General features: G+C 65.5%; 15 protein-coding genes. 8 read left to right on the top strand and 7 right to left on the bottom strand.

Annotated elements, in window-relative coordinates; all coding sequences use genetic code 11:
• Nucleotides 1–4: 4 nt before the first annotated feature.
• Genes ACFWPX_RS08010 through ACFWPX_RS08000 form a run of 3 tightly spaced genes read left to right on the top strand, consistent with a single transcriptional unit; the run spans nucleotide 5 to nucleotide 3,370 of the window.
• Nucleotides 5–2,167 carry a 3-hydroxyacyl-CoA dehydrogenase NAD-binding domain-containing protein gene (locus tag ACFWPX_RS08010; protein WP_378926747.1) on the top strand — a complete coding sequence of 721 codons (2,163 nt, stop codon included), beginning with the start codon at nucleotides 5–7 and terminating at the stop codon, nucleotides 2,165–2,167.
• A gap of 13 nt (nucleotides 2,168–2,180) precedes the next feature.
• Nucleotides 2,181–2,858: a TetR/AcrR family transcriptional regulator gene (locus ACFWPX_RS08005; protein WP_378926746.1), complete on the top strand. Its 678-nt coding sequence runs from the start codon at nucleotides 2,181–2,183 to the stop codon at nucleotides 2,856–2,858.
• Between the two features lie 2 nt (nucleotides 2,859–2,860).
• A complete protein-coding gene (locus tag ACFWPX_RS08000; RefSeq protein WP_378926745.1) occupies nucleotides 2,861–3,370 on the top strand; it encodes an SRPBCC family protein in 510 nt (169 codons plus the stop codon).
• 265 nt (nucleotides 3,371–3,635) lie between these two features.
• Here the strand turns inward: ACFWPX_RS08000 and ACFWPX_RS07995 are convergent, their stop codons facing one another.
• Entirely contained in the window at nucleotides 3,636–4,130 is a 495-nt protein-coding gene (locus tag ACFWPX_RS07995; RefSeq protein ID WP_378926744.1) for an SMI1/KNR4 family protein, read from the bottom strand.
• A 505-nt stretch (nucleotides 4,131–4,635) separates the two neighbouring features.
• Here ACFWPX_RS07995 and ACFWPX_RS07990 point away from each other — a divergent pair.
• Entirely contained in the window at nucleotides 4,636–6,693 is a 2,058-nt protein-coding gene (locus tag ACFWPX_RS07990; protein ID WP_378926743.1) for a P-loop NTPase fold protein, read from the top strand.
• On the opposite strand, the gene ACFWPX_RS07985 is transcribed toward ACFWPX_RS07990, so the two are convergent.
• Nucleotides 6,673–7,920: a glycosyltransferase family 87 protein gene (locus ACFWPX_RS07985; protein ID WP_378926742.1), complete on the bottom strand. Its 1,248-nt coding sequence runs from the start codon at nucleotides 7,918–7,920 to the stop codon at nucleotides 6,673–6,675. The genes ACFWPX_RS07990 and ACFWPX_RS07985 overlap by 21 nt on opposite strands.
• Before the next feature lie 196 nt (nucleotides 7,921–8,116).
• Here ACFWPX_RS07985 and ACFWPX_RS07980 point away from each other — a divergent pair, with 196 nt between their 5' ends.
• Nucleotides 8,117–8,650, top strand: coding sequence for a hypothetical protein (locus tag ACFWPX_RS07980; protein ID WP_378926741.1), 534 nt, complete (start codon nucleotides 8,117–8,119; stop codon nucleotides 8,648–8,650).
• 24 nt (nucleotides 8,651–8,674) lie between these two features.
• On the opposite strand, the gene ACFWPX_RS07975 is transcribed toward ACFWPX_RS07980, so the two are convergent.
• Both ACFWPX_RS07975 and ACFWPX_RS07970 read right to left on the bottom strand, forming a co-directional pair.
• The gene (locus tag ACFWPX_RS07975; protein WP_378921349.1) at nucleotides 8,675–9,316 is read right to left on the bottom strand and encodes a LuxR C-terminal-related transcriptional regulator; all 642 of its coding nucleotides are present in this window, start codon (nucleotides 9,314–9,316) and stop codon (nucleotides 8,675–8,677) included.
• Between the two features lie 26 nt (nucleotides 9,317–9,342).
• On the bottom strand, nucleotides 9,343–10,740 hold the full coding sequence (locus ACFWPX_RS07970; protein ID WP_378926740.1) for a sensor histidine kinase: 1,398 nt from the start codon (nucleotides 10,738–10,740) through the stop codon (nucleotides 9,343–9,345).
• 172 nt (nucleotides 10,741–10,912) lie between these two features.
• On the opposite strand from ACFWPX_RS07970, the gene ACFWPX_RS07965 reads away from it, so the two are divergent.
• Nucleotides 10,913–12,010 (top strand): alpha/beta fold hydrolase, encoded by a 1,098-nt coding sequence (locus tag ACFWPX_RS07965; protein ID WP_378926738.1) that lies wholly within the window; start codon nucleotides 10,913–10,915, stop codon nucleotides 12,008–12,010.
• A gap of 95 nt (nucleotides 12,011–12,105) precedes the next feature.
• Entirely contained in the window at nucleotides 12,106–12,735 is a 630-nt protein-coding gene (locus tag ACFWPX_RS07960; RefSeq protein WP_378926967.1) for a hypothetical protein, read from the top strand.
• Nucleotides 12,736–12,739: 4 nt separating this feature from the next.
• On the opposite strand, the gene ACFWPX_RS07955 is transcribed toward ACFWPX_RS07960, so the two are convergent.
• Nucleotides 12,740–13,000, bottom strand: a complete 261-nt coding sequence (locus ACFWPX_RS07955) for a hypothetical protein (protein ID WP_378926736.1) — start codon at nucleotides 12,998–13,000, stop codon at nucleotides 12,740–12,742.
• 237 nt (nucleotides 13,001–13,237) lie between these two features.
• On the opposite strand from ACFWPX_RS07955, the gene ACFWPX_RS07950 reads away from it, so the two are divergent.
• Nucleotides 13,238–14,323 (top strand): fatty acid desaturase family protein, encoded by a 1,086-nt coding sequence (locus ACFWPX_RS07950; RefSeq protein WP_378926734.1) that lies wholly within the window; start codon nucleotides 13,238–13,240, stop codon nucleotides 14,321–14,323.
• A gap of 12 nt (nucleotides 14,324–14,335) precedes the next feature.
• Here the strand turns inward: ACFWPX_RS07950 and ACFWPX_RS07945 are convergent, their stop codons facing one another.
• Nucleotides 14,336–16,597 carry a molybdopterin-dependent oxidoreductase gene (locus ACFWPX_RS07945; RefSeq protein WP_378926732.1) on the bottom strand — a complete coding sequence of 754 codons (2,262 nt, stop codon included), beginning with the start codon at nucleotides 16,595–16,597 and terminating at the stop codon, nucleotides 14,336–14,338.
• 10 nt (nucleotides 16,598–16,607) lie between these two features.
• Complete coding sequence (locus tag ACFWPX_RS07940) at nucleotides 16,608–17,069, bottom strand: PaaI family thioesterase (protein WP_378921255.1); 462 nt, start codon at nucleotides 17,067–17,069, stop codon at nucleotides 16,608–16,610.
• Nucleotides 17,070–17,128: the final 59 nt, after the last annotated feature.

The following is a 17,128-nucleotide window of genomic DNA, read 5'->3' as shown; positions in this document are numbered from 1 at the left end:
GACCATGAGCGAGAACATGATTGCCTGGGAGCTGGGCACCGACCGGGTGCTCGTGCTCACCATCGACGACCCGAACCAGTCGACGAACACCATGACCGAGGCGTTCGCGCGCGACCTCACCGCGACCGTCGACCGGCTCGAGGCGGAGAAGGACACCTTCGACGGCGTCATCCTCACCTCGGGCAAGGACACGTTCTTCGCCGGTGGCGACCTGAACCTGCTGATGAACGCGACACCGGAGACCGCGCCGCAGATCGCGCTCGGCCTCGACACCTACAAGGCCGCGTTCCGTCGACTCGAGACGCTGGGTAAGCCGGTGGTCGCCGCGATCAACGGCACCGCGCTCGGCGGCGGCTTCGAGGTCGCGCTCGCCGCCCACCACCGGATCGCGCTCGACGCCAAGGGCAGCCTGCTCGGCTTGCCTGAGGTCACCTTCGGGCTGCTGCCCGGCGCGGGCGGTGTCACCCGGACCGTGCGGCTGCTCGGTATCACCAACGCCGTGCTCAATGTCGTCGGGCAGGGCCAGCGGATGAAACCCGCAAAGGCGTTGCAGGTCGGGATCATCCACGAGGTCGCCGCCACCCGCGAGGAGATGTTCGCGCAGGCCCGCGCCTGGATCGCGGCCAACCCCGAGGCAGCCCAGCCGTGGGATGTGAAGGGCTACAAGATCCCCGGTGGCCTCCCGTCGAGCCCGGCGCTGGCGGCCAACCTGCCCGCGTTCCCGGCCAATGTGCGCAAGCAGCTCAAGGGCGCGCCGATGCCCGCGCCGATCGCGGTGCTGGCGACGGCGGTCGAGGGTGCGCAGGTCGACATCGACACCGCGTTCGCCGTCGAGACCCGCTACTGCACCAAGCTGATCTGCGGCCAGGTCTCCACCAACATGATCAAGTCCCTGTTCTTCGATCTGGGGACGATCAACAAGGGCGGCAGCCGCCCCGAAGGCTTCCCCGTGCGCACGCCGGAGAAGGTCCTCGTGCTCGGCGCGGGCATGATGGGCGCGGGCATCGCCTATGTGCAGGCCCGCGCCGGCATGCAGGTCGTGCTCAAAGACGTCACCATCGAGGCGGCCGAGCGCGGTAAGGCCTACTCGGCCAAGCTGCTGGACAAGGCGCTGAGCAAGGGTGCCGTGACCCAGGACAAGTACGACGAGATCCTCGGCCGCATCCACCCGAGCGCCGATCCGGCCGACGCCGCCGGTTGCGACTTCGTCGTCGAGGCGGTGTTCGAGGACCCTGGCCTGAAGAAGAAGGTGTTCGGCGAGATCGAGGCGCTGGTGAACCCGGATGCCCTGCTCGGCTCCAACACCTCCACCCTGCCGATCACCGACCTGGCCACCGGCGTACAGCGACCCGCGGACTTCATCGGTCTGCATTTCTTCTCGCCCGTGGACAAGATGCCGCTGGTCGAGATCATCGTCGGCGACCAGACCAGCGACGAAGCGATCGCCCGCGCCATCGACTACACCCTCGCCATAAAGAAGACCCCGATCGTCGTCAACGACAGCCGCGGCTTCTTCACCAGCCGGGTCATCGGCCAGTTCATGGACGAGGCCATCGCGCTGGTCGCCGAGGGCGTGCACCCCGCCAGCGTCGAACAGGCCGCCACCCAGGCGGGCTACCCGGTCGGCGCGCTCGCGCTGGCCGATGAGATCAATATGAAACTGGCCCAGAAGATCCGGCGCAGCCTGAAGGAGAACCTGCTCGCCGAGGGCCGCGACTGGACCGATTCGAAGGCCTACCCGCTCGTCGACGCGATGGTCGACGACTTCGACCGGCCGGGCAGGCTCGAGGGCCGCGGCTTCTACGACTACGACGCCGACGGCAAGAAGCTCGGCCTGTGGCCGGGACTTGCCGAGAAGTACACCCGCGACCACGGCATCCCGTTCATCGACATGCAGGAACGGATGCTGTTCGCCGAATCCATCGACACCGTGCGGTGTTTCGACGAGGGTGTGCTCCGCACGGTGCCGGACGCGAATATCGGATCGATCTTCGGCATCGGTTTCCCCGCCTGGACCGGTGGTGTGATCCAGTACATCAACCAGTACGAGGGCGGCCTCGCCGGATTCGTCGCGCGGGCCGACCAGCTACGCGCGGCCTACGGCGCCCGCTTCGAGGTCCCGGAGTCGTTGCGCACCAAGGCCGCAGCAGGCGAAACGCTCGGTTGAGCACCGGTTTCCGATGACGACGATGCGCGGCGACACCCGGCACCCGGTGACCCTGGGTGCCGGGGGATCGGCCAGCTCTGCCGCCGACCTTCGTGGGCCCGTCGCGCGGGCCCACCGGCGGCAGACGATGCTGGTCGCCGCGCAAGAGGTCTTCGTCGCCAACGGATACCACGGCGCCAGGATGGACGAGATCAGCGCCAGGTCCGGGATCAGCAAGCCGGTGCTCTACGATCATTTCGCGAGCAAGCTGGATCTGTATCTCGTTGTGCTGCAACTTCATCTGGACCGGATGGTCGACGGGGTCCGCGCGGCTCTCGCTGCGGGCACCGAGCCACGAAACCGGGTGCGTGGGGCGGTGCAGGCCTATTTCGATTTCGTCGAACACGACCTGGGCGGGTATGTGCTGGTGTTCGAATCGGCGGTGCCTAGCGAACCGTGCGTCGAATGGCGGGTGCGCAACGCGATGCGCGAATGCGCCGTCTCGGTGAGCGCTGAACTGAGGGCAGCGGGTGTGGACGCGAACAGGGCCGACATCCACGCCTGGGGACTGGTCGGCCTCAGCCGCCTCGCGGCAGGCCACTGGCTGGAGGCCGGGCGGCCGATCCCGAAAAAGGACGCGGTCGACACTGCGTCCGCCCTGTGCTGGAACGGACTATCGACAGTGGATCGACAACAGGAAGAACACCGATAACCATGGCTCAGTCATTCGCCTTGATCGAATCCGACGACGAATTCCTCGCGAGCGCATCGAACCGCTTCGTCCACATCCTCGACATTCCCGCCCCGCCGTCGGAGGTCTGGGCGGCCCTGACCGCCGACGACGCACTGGTGTCGTGGTCCGGGCTGGTCACCGGCATGCGGTGGACCTCGCCGCGACCGTTCGGCGTCGGCGCGGTCCGCGTCGTCACCCTCGGGCGCATCGCCGCCCTGACCGAACGCTTCTACCGCTGGGAAGACCAGCAGCGCATGACCTTTACCGTCGACTTCGCCTCGATCCCCGGACTCCGTCGCTTCGCCGAGGACATCGAACTGGCCCCGACCGCCACGGGAACCCGGCTGACATGGACCTTCGCCGTAGAGGGCAAACAGCCCCTGCAACTGCTGTTGCGCTCGACGAGCGCGGTGACAGACCGGGTCACCGCCTCCATCGCCAAGGGAATCGTCGGCCGTATCGCCGCGACGGCGCCGACCGGGGGAGAGTGACACCGACCGCTGCGCTCTGATCAACGACCTGGCCGCCACCATGGTCGTTGTATCGCTCGATGGGCTCTCTCCCGGGTATTCGCGGAGGCCGTACCGCGCCGCGACGGCTGGCTCACCTTGAGCTGGCCGGTCGTTGGCGGCGACAGCGGAATCGAGAACTTCCGCGCCCGTGCCGGGCAGCTCGGCGACACGGAGGTATTCCGGGAACAGACCGAGCGGTGCGGACCTCGTGAAATAGGACTGTTGCGATTTCCCTCATGACACCCTACATTTGATTTCTCTCCCTACGCATCGCTTCCGTAGATTCGCGAGTCTTCTGCTGGATACGCCAGGACTGCCGAAGAAATTCGATAAACCCATCTGCAAGCTTTTGATCCTCGGAAGAACCCTCCTGGTAGGCATAGACTGCACCAGATCCGCGCTTAAAGAAATACACTTTATAACCTTGGTGATGACCGAAGAAAAACTTGCCCTCCAACGCTAATCCCTTGCCGAAGACGTCTTCGGCCGCCTCTATGGCATCGAGCATCCGCGGAAAGAATAGGTCAGTTCCTCTGAAGAGCGTGCCAGCCTTCTTGCCCATATATTCAAGAAACGCCTGATACTCGTCGGGGATAGGGAAGCCTTCGGGTGCGACGGAATAGACCTGTGTGATCTCTGCTGAGTCGCACCCTATGATCGAGTCGCTCGTTGCAAATCCGGACTCTATCAACTCACGACTGAAGGTCTCTATGTCGTGGTTGCTATCGTCACGCGCCATAGGTCACCTCAACTTTCACTCCAGAATATTTCTTCATGAATTGATCTACCACATTCTCACAATCATCGCACTGACTTCGGGCGCCCTACGACGGCGCTCGACTGCGGGCTACCGACCGGATCGAGCCGCGTGACTCGGAGGCGTCCTCGGCGACTGCCTGAGTTCGCGGCAGCGGTGCGGGAGGTGTTCGGGAACCCAGCCGGGCTGATGGCAGGCGCCGAAGCGGTAGGCGACCCGATCGCGGGTGTTGTCTGGTGCCAACACGATCGTGTCCAATGTGTGCAGTCACCTGACTGGGGTGGAAGATGGGTGCTGAAGAGTTGTGCGTGCGACTTCGCAAGGAACCCTGCTCGTCGAATCCCGGGATGAGTCGAATCCCCTGACGTTAGGTCGTCCAGTGTGCGCAGAGACAGATCGAAATGTTGCGGTTGACTCGGTGCCGGTATCGAACGGGGATTGTGGAACGTCCGGAGCTGACCCGACGGACCCCGACTACCTGCAGAAGATGTTCGACAAAGAGTTGGAATCATCTCGGTTCGATCCGTACCGGAGTTACGAGAAACCGATCAGGGAAGAATTCGAGCAGCGGCTGCCGGCTCTCAAGGAAAATGTTGACTACGAGCGGGTGAGGCAAGACGCGGAGAAAGCGCAGATCGATTACGAAAACCTAAAGCCTTGGTGGAAAATCCGGAGGTTTCGGTCGTGGTGTATCGACGCGGCGATGGCCGTCGTTTTCTGCGTGGCGCTCATGATCGCTATCTTCTCCGATAGGTCGGCGTTCTATTGGGGAGTCGTGATCGTCGGCTTCGGGCTTCTCGGCCGACTCAGTGCGCCGGCCAGCGAGGATGAGGAGAAGAGGCGTCAACTCGAAGCAGAAATGGCCGCGACGGGCCGTCGGTTCGACGAACGCGCCGCGGCCGCGATCGAGGAAGCGTACATCGGCGTGGTGAACGCCGTTGTCGGACCCGAAGGAAAGGTCGAGTTCCCAACGACGGCACCACGGTTGGTCGAAATCGGCGCGGCGACAATCGTTCAATCCCACTCGCTGACGGTTCTACAGGAATTCATTGCGGGACATGATTCTTCGGCAATAGGGATCGCCGGGCCGCGTGGTAGCGGGAAGTCGACATTGCTGCGGAAATTGGAGAATGATGAGGTTCTCCTGCCTCATTGTGTGGCAATGACCGCGCCCGTTCACTATGACGCTACGGATTTCATTCGGCGGCTGTATCGCGAGGTTGCGCTGATGATTACCGGTTTGCCCGATTCGCGGTCGCGCCGTCGTGGGCGGATCCGGCGACCGGTCCGTACACAGGCCCAACGCCTGCTGGTCGGTGCTGCCGTTTTGTTCGCTGGTCTGGTGTTGATCGCCACCGAAAAGGTCGGAATGACGGCGCAGTTCACCGCCGACCTACGTGGGCTGGGCTGGACGGGCGTATTCCTCGCGTTCTTGGGATTTTTGATGACTTCGTATGCCTGCTTCTCGTACCGCCGACTGGCCCGCCCAGCGCCGGCCGGCTCGGCTGATACGCTCGCCGACTATGCTCTCGACCAGACAAGTTTCACGTCGGAGCGAGTCCGCCGGAGCAAGAACACACTCGACCTGTTTTCGAAAATGTTCACGATCGAGGATGAGGACAGCTGGACTCGAAAGGACCGTGAACTGTCGCAGACCGACCTCGTCAAGAACCTCCGAGAACTCCTGCTGGCCTTCGTTCGACCGGCCGAAAAGGACATCATCAACCCTGCCCGCCGGATCGCGATTATCATCGATGAACTCGACAAGATCAGCAACACCGATGACCTGATCGACACGGTGAACAGCCTGAAGGACCTCTTCCATATCGAGGGAGTCCATTTTGTGGTCTCGGTATCGACAGATGCGCTACGAAGTTTCGAACAACGCGGGCTGACATCGCGTGATGCATTCGACTCGTCATTCGACACGATCATCGGCGTCGAAATGCTGACTTGGAAGGAAGCTGACGACATACTCGAGAGCCGGGCCGTCGGATTCCCGCCGTCTCTGCGCTTGTTCTGCTACGCGTGGTCGGGAGGGCTGCCGCGCGATCTGCTTCGGACAGCGCGCCAATGTGTCGAAATCCAACGCGGCCGCACATCGGATCGGTCGCTAGCAGGGCTTGTACAGTCCGTCATCGCCGGAGACCTCACGGCTGTCATCGAAGGCGAATTTCGCAGGAAGGTGTGGCCGCCCCTCAGCGCGGACGACGCGGCAGCCCTATTCGCGTTGCGAACTCGTGCTATCGCTCTTCGCGAGGGTATCCCGGCACCGACCGCGGCCGCTCCGGCGACAGAAGTCCCGAGCCCCGGGAGCCGAATTACTGCGCTTGCCTGTCAAGTGCATCTCGGTGAACACGTTGCGCATGCGTTCATGACACTCGGGAGCGACGTGTGGTCCACACCTGGTCGGGAAATGCGCACAGCATTCACTGCGGCGGCCGAGGCCAGGGCCCTCGGCGGTGACGCGGCGCCGCTGCGCGATGCGGCGTTCGAGGTTGCCCGGGTGAAATTGGACGAACTATCAACCAGCGGCGCTCGATGAAATCGAGTTCAACACCGTCGGCTGGATCGCATCTGGCTTGCTCGTGGCCCTGCCGGACGATCGCGAGGAGCCCGGCGCGGACAGTGTCGCTCCGCGCACCAGAACCACCCAGTAGCCCACGAGGACAGCGCAGTAGATCGAGTGTGTCACGGCGGCGGTGACGCTGCTGTGGGGCGGCAACTCCACGGTGAACGACAGCGGGAAGGCCGGCACCGCGAGCGCGATGGCGGTGAACTCGGCGCGGCCGAGCGTGATCAGCACGAGCACGCCCGGCCACAGCAGCATCAGGTAGTTGTGCCACGCGATGGGCGAGAACAGCAGGGCCGCGGCGAGTACCGCCCACATGGCGGTGCCGCCCGGGTCGATGCGGTCGCGGTGGCGCCCACACCACCACAGCGTGCCTGCCAGCACCGCTAGCCCGAGTACCGCCCCGATCGCGGAGGGCAGTCCGAAGCGCACGGCGAGCCCCGGCAGCGATGCGTTGTCCACCCAGCCCGACACCGGCTCGGAGAAGGCGATGCGCAGCCAGCCCCCCGCGCTCGACGGCCCGGCGACGAGCACCCCGATCAGCGAGGCGACAGCCGCGCCTGCGATTCCGGCCTTGAACGGCAACCACTGCCGCTGCACGGCCGCGAGCAGCAATAACGGTGCCAGCGACGGCTTGAGCGCCACCACGATGCCGAACAGCACGGACGCGAGCACCGGCCGCCCCCGCCGCTGCGCGATCCACCCGGCAACGAGCCCGACCAACAGCATCGGGTAGATCTGGCCGAGCATCAGCGTTCCGTACAGCGGCGAGGACGCGAGCACAGCCAGCGTGGCCAGTGCGGTGACAGCCGGGCGCAGCCGCAGTTCCAGGCATACCGCCAACACCGAGCCCAGCATCATGAGCAGTGTCAGCACCGCGAAGGCGCGGTAGGCCGTGACCACATCCAGCGCGGCGAACGGCGTGAGCAGCATCGAGACCAGCGGCGGGTTGAGATTGCTCAGCTTCGCCGGAGTCTCGTAGATGTCGATGCCGTGGGTGAGGGCCACGGCCGAGTTCCAGAAGGTGTCGAAGTCGACGTGCACCCCGTAGGTATCGCTGGACAACAGCGGTGCCACCACCGGGTAGGGATTCAATACGCGCAGCACCGTCTGCACGATGGACGCGAGCACGAGCAGACCTGCCACCACCCGTATGGCGGCGGTGAGATGGCTGGACTGCGCTACATTTTCTGGTGACACGGCTCCCGACGCTATCCGTACTTGTCCGGTTTTGTAGAACTGCGGTATCGCCTCGATCCGGCCTGTCTGACGGCAGTCCTTCGTCGTCGCGACGTCTCCGTGCACCAGTACCGGCATCCGAACGGCACCGCGCATATAGTTCGGCGGAGCCTTCTTGCACTGCTGCGCCGCACCGCCGACGATCGGGTGAGGACTGATGGAACACAAGAGACTGCTCCTGCACGGGCCGTTGTTCTCCCGAAGCATCCCGCTCGACCGCCGAAACGCGGCCAGCCGGATCACCGCGTACATCTACGGCAACGTCCTGATCCTCGCCGCGTTGATTCCGGTCTCGCCGTCCGCCGAGGACGTCGGGATCGCGGTCGTCCTCGGGACCGCGCTTTCCACGTTCATCGCCCATGCCTTCGCCGAGAGCGTCGGTCAATCGGTACGTCAGAGCTACAGCCCCTCCACCTCGCAGCGATGGACGGACCTGCGCGATTCACGCCCCATTCTCAGTTCGGCGGTGCTGCCCTGTGTGATCCTCGCGGGCGCGGCCGTCGGGTGGATCGAACCACGCACCGCCCAGGTGCTCGCGGAAGTGGCGATGCTGGTGCGGATCGCCGGCATCGTCTTCGTTATCCGCCGACTCCAGGGCGAGCGCCCTGACCGTTCGACACTGCTCGGGGCGGTTGTGCTCGGCTGCGCCGCCACCACCGTTGTAGCGGTGAAGGTCATCTTGACCCACTGACCTGGAAATCAAAGACTCTGCGGTTCACCCTTTGAGTCGCAGCACCGCCAGCACTCTGCGGTGGCGCGTATCCGAGGGTGGCAGGTCGAGTTTGGTGAAGATGTTGCCGATGTGCTTTTCGACGGCGCGCTCGGTGACGGTGAGTGAGGTCGCGATGGCGTTGTTCGTGAGGCCCTGGGCCATCAGTTCGAGCACCTCCCGCTCGCGGGGGGTGAGGCGGGTGAGCGAATCCTGTTGCCGGGAGGCACCCATCAGCTGACTCACCACCTCGGGGTCGAGTGCGGTGCCGCCGGTGGCGACTCGGTGTAGCGCGTCGACGAAGTCACCGACGTCGGCGACGCGGTCCTTGAGGAGGTAGCCGACGCCGCTTGCTCCGGCGGCGAGAAGTTCTGTCGCGTACCGGGTTTCGATCCATTGTGAGAACACCAGCACGCCGGTGTCGGGATACTTCCTGCGCAGTTCGATGGCGGCCAGCAGGCCCTCGTCGGTGAAGGTGGGTGGCATTCGCACATCCACCACCGCGACATCGGGGCGGTGGGCGCCGACCACGTCGCTCAGCGATGTCGCGTCGCCGACCATCGCCACCACCTCGTGTCCGCGTTCGGTGAGCAGCCCAGCCAGCCCGTCGCGGAGGATGGCGCTGTCCTCGGCGATCACCACCCGCAGGGGTCCGTGCGGGGCACCGCCCGCGGTCACTGCGGGCCCTCGTTCGGCAGGATCATGGTCACTACGGTAGGCCCACCGGCGGGGCTGTCGACGGTGAGCGTGCCGTCGACGGCGAGAGCACGGGCGGCGAGTCCGGCCAGCCCGCTGCCGGTCACGGTGTGGGTGCCGGGGCGGGGTGCGCCGCCGATTCCGTTGTCCCACACGGTGACCGCGATGGATCGCAGGCTGTCGGGCAGCACCGACACCGTGGCCCGGTTCGCGTGCGCGTGTTTGACCACATTGGTGAGTAGCTCGGCGACGGAGAAGTAGGCGATCGCCTCGATGGCCGGGCTCGGCCGCTGGGGGATGTGCACACGCAGGTCGACGGGCACCGCGCAGCGGGCGGTGAGCGTCTCCAGCGCCGGGCCGAGGCCGAGCTCGAGCGCGGGTGGATGAATGCCACGTACCAGTTCGCGCAGTTCGGTCAACGCCTCCTTGGAATTGGCGCGCGCGTCGGCGATGAGGTCGCGGGCGTCCCCGCCCGCGGCCAGGCGTTCTTCGGCTCTGCCCAGCGCCATGGCGATGGTGACCAGCCGAGCCTGGGTGCCGTCGTGCAGGTCGCGCTCGACCCGGCGCAGGGTTGCGGTCGCATCGTCGACCGCGGCCCGTCTGCTGGCACGCAGTTCCGCCAGTTGCCGGTCGCGCGGTGTCGCCGCCAGCAGGTGGACGATCAGCATCCGATGCAACCAGCAGACGCCCCGGACCAGCCACGGCAGCGCGAAACACAGCACGAGGCCGATACCGGCCAGCGCGAGCGCTCGCGGCCACGTGTCGATGTAGAACGAACCGAACTGGGCGAGACTGTGGTGCTCGATGCCGTTGTCGTCGACCTGGACCGGATCGAACAGCACCCACGGGATGGGGGAGATCGCCGTGAATCCGACCATCGCGATCACCACGAGCACGACGTAGCCGACCGCGACACCGAGTATGGACTGCGCGATCAGGAACAGCACGACCCGCCAGCTCGGCCGATCGGTGAACGCGCTCTTCAGGAAGCCGAAAAAGCCCCTCGCCCTGGTGAAGTCCGGTGGTGATTCGACCCGGGCGCCGAGCAGTTCGCGGCCGAGGAACCGATAGATCCGGCCCCAGATCCGCCCGCCGAGCAGAACTGCCGCGAGCAACGGAATGCCGATGAGGAGGATCGACGCGTACAGCCCCCCGCCGAACCCGAAGAACAGGTAGCACACGGCAACGCAGCCGAGGACGAACGACAGGATCAGATAGGCGAGCTCCTTCCAGGTCCTGGCTTCGATCGGCGCGCGCAGCACCGCGGCGAGCGGGCCGGTCCGGCGCGGTGACGGGTGGGTCGGTTCGTCGTGCGCGGCGGTCGGTTCTCCGACGATGTCGACCACGAGAGTCGGCTCGGCTGGGGTCTCGGTCATGACTCCATCGTTGTCGTCGCGGCGCGGAAATTCGATCGAGCTGTCCACCGGGTCGATGGTGTGGCGAGCTACACCTATCTGTGGTTCGGAGCGGTGATCGAACGGCTGGCCGGATCTTCCGCGCCCGTGTATGAATGCGGCGCAACTACATTCGCAGCCGGAGGAGGGCACTATGGGCCAGGATGTCGACTTTCCGGGGCTGCCGGACGGAGTCAGGTCCCGTTTCGTCGACGACGTCAACGGGTTGCGGATGCATATTCTCGAATCCGGCCACAGCACTTCCGGTCGTCCACTGGTGTTGCTGCTGCACGGATTTCCCGAGCTGGCGTACTCGTGGCGCAAGATCCTGGCGCCACTGGCCGGTGCCGGATTTCACGTGGTGGCGCCTGACCAGCGCGGGTACGGCCGAACCACCGGCAGCGATGTCACCGACCTCGAATCCTTCCGCACCGACAATCTGGCCCGGGACGCTCTCGGCCTCGTTCGCGCACTCGGCTACGACCGGGCTCATCTGGTCGGGCACGACTTCGGGTCGGTCGTCGCGGGCTGGGCCACCCTCGGCGACCAACACGCGGTCCGATCGCTGACGATGATGAGCGCGCCGTTCGCCGGCGCGGGAATCCCCAAGTCCTCGACCGACCTCGACAGCGCGCTTCGGGCACTGTCACCGCCGCGCAGGCACTATCAGCACTATTTCGCGGGGACGTCGAGCGCGTCGGACATCGCGCAGGCCCCACAGGGGATCGCCGACTTTCTGCGCGCGTATTTCCATATGAAGAGCGCGGACTGGCCGGGAAACACGGACGCCAGGGAACTCCCGGGATCCACCGCCCAAGACTTGGCACTGCTGCCGCGGTACTACGTCATGGACGCCGACGTCGGCATGCCGGAAACAGTTGCGCCGCACCTACCGCAGCGGGCCACTTGTGAATGGCTGACCGACGAAGAATTGAACTTCTACGCACGCGAATTCGGCCGAACCGAATTCCAGGGCGCACTCAACTGGTACCGGGCGCTCACGCTGCCGAATCCCGCATCGCAGCGCGACTCGCGTATCGAGGTACCTACGCAGTTCATCGCCGGACAGTGTGACTGGGGTGTGTGGCAATCGCCCGGCGCGCTGCGCACGATGGCGGAAGTCGTCTGCGCTCGGTTCGCCGGCTCCGTACTGATACCCGGCGCAGGCCATTGGGTCCAGCAAGAACAGCCACTCCCGGTCATCGAACAGCTCTCGGGATTCCTCGGCGAAACCGAGATCGGAGGAAGCTGAGCTACCCGGTCATCGGATGATTTCGAATCCGGTGCGTATTCGGCCCGGGTCGGGGTATGCGCTACCTACGTCTGTTCTCGATGATCGGAGGCGTCATGGTGGATATCGACGAGAAAGCCCCGACAGGGGCGGGCGGACGGATGCGCATTCCGCGTAGCCGGGGCGCGCTGGGCGGGCTGGTGGTGCTGCTCCTCGGCATCTGGGGCGCACTCATCCCGTTCGTCGGTCCGTACTTCGATTTCGCGTACACCCCCGACGAGGCATGGGTCTGGACGGCCGCTCGCGGCTGGCTCCAGGTGCTGCCGGGTGTCGTCGCGATAGTCGGTGGGTTGCTCATGCTGATGAGCCGGAACCGGGTGGTCGCCAGTTTCGGCGGCTGGCTGGCGGTGGCAGCGGGTGTGTGGTTCGTGATCGGGCCGTTCCTGGCCGCGCTGCTGCGACTGGGCGACATCGGCGAGCCGGTCGCCACCTCGGATCTGAAGCGTGCGCTGCTGCAGCTCACGTTCTTCTACGGGCTCGGCGCGCTGATCCTGTTCTTCGCCGCGAGCTCGCTGGGACGGCTGTCGGTGCGCAGTGCCAGGGACATCGCCTTCGTCGAACGCACGCGTGTCGTCGGCACCGATCAGCGCCAGGTGGTCGAGGAGAAGGTGGTTCCCGCCGACGGCAAGCAATCCGCTACCCGCCGCCTACAACACCCGACCGACGTCCGGCATCGGCCCGTCTGATGGACTATGCCGTTTTGACGGTGACCATCGTGTCGGCGCTGGGGAAGTCGAGCACGCGCAGCCGTCCGGTGACCAGGTCGACCGTGTCGGCGACCACACGACCGGCGCGGCGCGCGTCGTCGGCGAAGCTGGTGCTCACCACCCGGTAGCTGCGCTTGGTGGTGAGCACGATGTCACCTGCCCGCAGCGACCCGGCCGCGGTGGGGGGCGGGGTCGGGATCGTCGACTGCGCCGGTCTGCGTATGAGCTCGATCAGTTTCAGCAACCTGTTCTCCACACTGTGAAACGCCTGCTAGGACGTTGTTGTCCGCCGGATTCGCGAACAGCATCGAGATCTTTTTACCCACGATCGTCACGGTCGAACCCTCGGATTTCGCGCACCGAACTCGAGAACCGGTGCTGTGCGGGTCCTCGCTGGAGCCTCGGATATCACCCCGCAGTCCGATTCCATCTCATACCAAGGGATTACGGCCGACGAGAATCCGGCCGATAGCTTCGGGGCATGACGACATCTGCTCTGGTCCCCGGGCCATCTCCACGGTCACCGCGGCGTGGCGCCGACGGCGATTACGCCCGTCTGTTGCGTCGAATCTCCGACGCGGGGCTGATGGGCCGGCGTCCCGTCTACTACGCCGTGCGGCTCAGTCTCGTCGGAATCGCGTTGGTGGGCGGCTGGGCGGCGTTCGTCCTCATCGGCGATTCGTGGTGGACGCTGCTGGTCGCGGCGTTCATGGCCGTGACGTTCGCGCAGGTCGCACTCGTGATGCACGATGTCGCGCACCGCCAGGTCTTCCGGTTACGACAGCCGACGGAGCTCGTGGGACGAATCGTCGGCAACGCGGGCATCGGCCTCGGCTACGGCTGGTGGCAGGACAAGCACACCCGCCATCACGCGAATCCGAACCACGAGGAGCTCGATCCCGACGTCGCGCCCGACATTCTGGTCTGGTCACAGCGGCAGGCACGGTCAAGCCACGGTCTGCCCCGGCTCATCGGGCGGGCGCAAGCGTACTTGTTCTTCCCGCTGCTGCTACTGGAAGGCCTGAATCTCCATGTGGCCGGTGTCCGTGCGCTCAGGAATCGCTCGGTCAAACACCGTGGATGGGAGGGCGCGCTGCTGTTGGGCCACTTCGCCCTCTACCTGACCGCGCTGTTCGCGGTTCTGCCCGCCGACAAAGCGTTCGTGTTCCTCGCTGTTCACCAGGGTCTTTTCGGTCTGTACATGGGCTGCATCTTCGCCCCGAACCACAAGGGGATGCCGACCTTGACCGGCGACGACCGCCCCGACTACCTCCGTCGCCAGGTCCTGACCTCCCGCAACGTGCGCGGCGGCCCGTTGACCGACCTCGCCCTCGGCGGACTCAACTATCAGATCGAGCACCACCTGTTTCCGAGCATGCCGACACCGAACCTGCGGCACGCCCAGGTGATCGTCCGCGACTACTGCACCGAAATCGGCGTGCCGTACCACGAAACCGGGCTGATCTCCTCGTACCGCGAGGCACTGACACACCTGCACCACGTCGGCGCACCCCTGCGCCGCCCCGATCAGCACGCGGATGCCGAAGCGCCACAACGCAATCGATGAATGCGGCCCTGGTTACGTCTGCGGTACGGGTTCGACCCGGGCGGGGACGTGTTTGTGCCAGGGGGTGGCGGAATACTGATCGCGCCGCCGCAGGTCGGTGAGGTCGTTGGGCGCTACGCCGGTGCGCTGGTCACTTCCGGGGAGATCGAGCCCGAGACCGTTGGGCAGGGAGATGTGGCCGTCCTGCATTCGGTCGTTGAGTTCGACTGTCGCGGTGGCGGAGCCGCGGTTGGTGGTGATCAGTGCTCGCCCGCCGTCGGCCAATCCGAGGCGCTCGGCATCGGCAGGGCTGATACGCAATGCGCCGGTGGCGTCGCGGCGCCGCCAGCTGTCGTCACGGAAGATCGTGTTCGCGGTGAACGCGCGGCGCTCGCCCGCGGAGAGCACGAAGGGGTATTCGCCGCTGGTGTGCGCCCACTCCATGCGGTCGAGACCGCGCAGGGATTCGAGCAACGGAGTGATGGACAGCGGGATCGGCCGATTGCCTTCGGGGACGTAGGTCCAGCTGCCGCCGTCGAGTTCGTCGACAGTGATATGGACGCCGGATCGCTCTGAGAGCATCGCGGTGAACAGCGCTTCGGGGTCCGCGTGCCCGGCGCGGCGCATCGATTGCGGGTGCCGACGCGCGACGCCTTGCGCCAGTGCCCACAGCACCGCTGCTGCGCGTGCCCCGCCGGGCAAGGTCGGGCCCAGCGTTTCGTAGAGTAGGTAAGGAGCCAGGCCGGCGGCCTTCCGATCCAGTTTGAGCACAGCGAGCAGTGTCAGCCCATACGCCTTGCGGCCGAGGCGCAAGGCACCTTTCAACACCGACAACGACAGTGGGTTGGCGACACCGAGCTCACGGATGAGGCGGGCATAGATCTCCGGTTCGGCCAGCGTACCGGGCAGCGGCTCGAGCAGCGGGGCGCGGAGCTGGAAGGTATTGACCGGGAATTCGAGGTTGAAGAAGGTCGCTTCCCACTTCTCGAACTGGCTCGCAGCCGGAAGAACATAGTGGGCGCGACGAGCGGTCTCGGTCATCGCGACGTCGATGACAACGCTCAGCTCGAGGGAGTCGAACGCCTCGCGGAAGCGCTGCGAATCCGCCAGGGAATGTGCGGGATTCGAGGACTCGACGATCATCGCGCGGAACCGCTTCGGATGATCGGTGAGAATCTCCTCGGCGATGACATTGCAGGGCACGAGACCACCGGGCATCGGCGCTGCGGTCACCGGCGTGGTCTTCGTCTTCAGCGAATAATTGATCAGCGGCGCCAACCACGAGTGCATCTGCATGGTGCCGGGTGCGGCGAAGTTCCCGGTGAGCAACCAGGTCAGTTTGTTCAGATACGACACCAGGGTGCTGTTCGGGCTCTGCTGCACACCCAGGTCCTCGTAGGTCGACACGCTCTCGGCGGTTCCGATCAACTGCGCGGCTGCGCGGACCGATGCGGGATCGACGCCGCTCAGGTGGGCATACGCGTCGACGTCGACGGTGCGCAGGGCGGCGAGTACCGGCTCGGCCTCGATGGTGTGCGCGGTCAGGAACTCGTGGTCGACCAGATCTTGCTGAACGATCTCACCGAGGATCGCCGCCAGACACCAGGCGTCGGTGCCCGGTCTGATCTGCAGGTGGATGTCGGCGAGGTCGGCGGTTTCGGTGCGCACCGGGTCGAGCACGATCATGGTGCGTGCGGGGTCCTTGGCGATGTTCTGGAGCACGGTGCGGGCGCGCGGAACGCCGTGGGATTGCCACGGATTCTTCCCGACGAACACGCTGACCTGCGCGTGTTCGAAGTCGCCGTGTGTGTGTCCGCCGGTGAGATGGGCATCGACCCATGCCTCGCCGAGCTTTTCCTGGGCGAGCGCGTTGGAGCGATAGCGCCCGCCGACGGCGCGCAGCAACGCGCCGCTGTATGCCCCGCCCAGGTGGTTGCCCTGCCCGCCGCCACCGTAGAAGAAGATCGATTCCCCACCGTGGGTGTCGCGCACCGCGCGCAGTCGGTCGGCGATCTCGGTGATCGCGACATCCCAGCTGATCTCGGTGTAGGTGCCGTCGTTCTCCCGGCGCAGCGGTGCGGTGATCCGGGCGCCGCCGTTCTGATAATGGTCCAGCCGCAACGCTTTGTTGCAGGTGTACCCGGCGGACGCGGGATGGGCCTTGTCGCCGCGGATTTTCGCGAATCGCCGTCCGTCGACCTTGACGGTGATTCCGCAGTTGTTCTCGCACAGAATGCAGGCGGTGGCCTGCCATTCCTCGCTGCCGCTTGTCACGTGAGCCTCCTCGACCGGCATCGACTGCCCGTCAGCGATGAATGATGCAGGTGGTGGTGGCGTGGGCGACGAGTTTGCCCGCCTCGTCGAACACCTTGCCTTCCGCTGTCGCGGTGCTGCGGCCGACATGCAGCGTCGTGCCGGTGCCGATGAGGCGTCTGCCGTCGATCGGAACCGATCGGATGTAGTTGACCTTCAGCTCCAACGTGCCGTATCCGACTCCCGCGTCCAGTGCGGTGTGCACCGCACAACCCATCACCGAGTCCAGCAGGGTCGCACAGATACCGCCGTGGGTAGTGCCGAGCGGGTTCGCGAAATCGGGGCGGGTGACGAGACTGAACGACACCCGGCCGAATTCCAGTTCCTCGACCTGCATCCCGAGCAGCGTGCCGATTCCCGCTCGATCGGGCATCGTGCTCGCCGCTCGCAGCAGTTCGAGGCCGCTCATGGTGGCGAAATCCGGCGTTTCGGGGTTGTGCGTCGCGGTTGTCATCTTGCCCTCTCACTCGATAGACCGGTCGTTCTATCTTCGGTGACGATACCGTATGATGA

This window comes from Nocardia sp. NPDC058518 (genome assembly GCF_042719655.1).
Classification (GTDB): domain Bacteria; phylum Actinomycetota; class Actinomycetes; order Mycobacteriales; family Mycobacteriaceae; genus Nocardia.
Note: the sequence above shows the minus strand (reverse complement) of the source record. Positions and strands in the feature narration are given on the sequence as shown.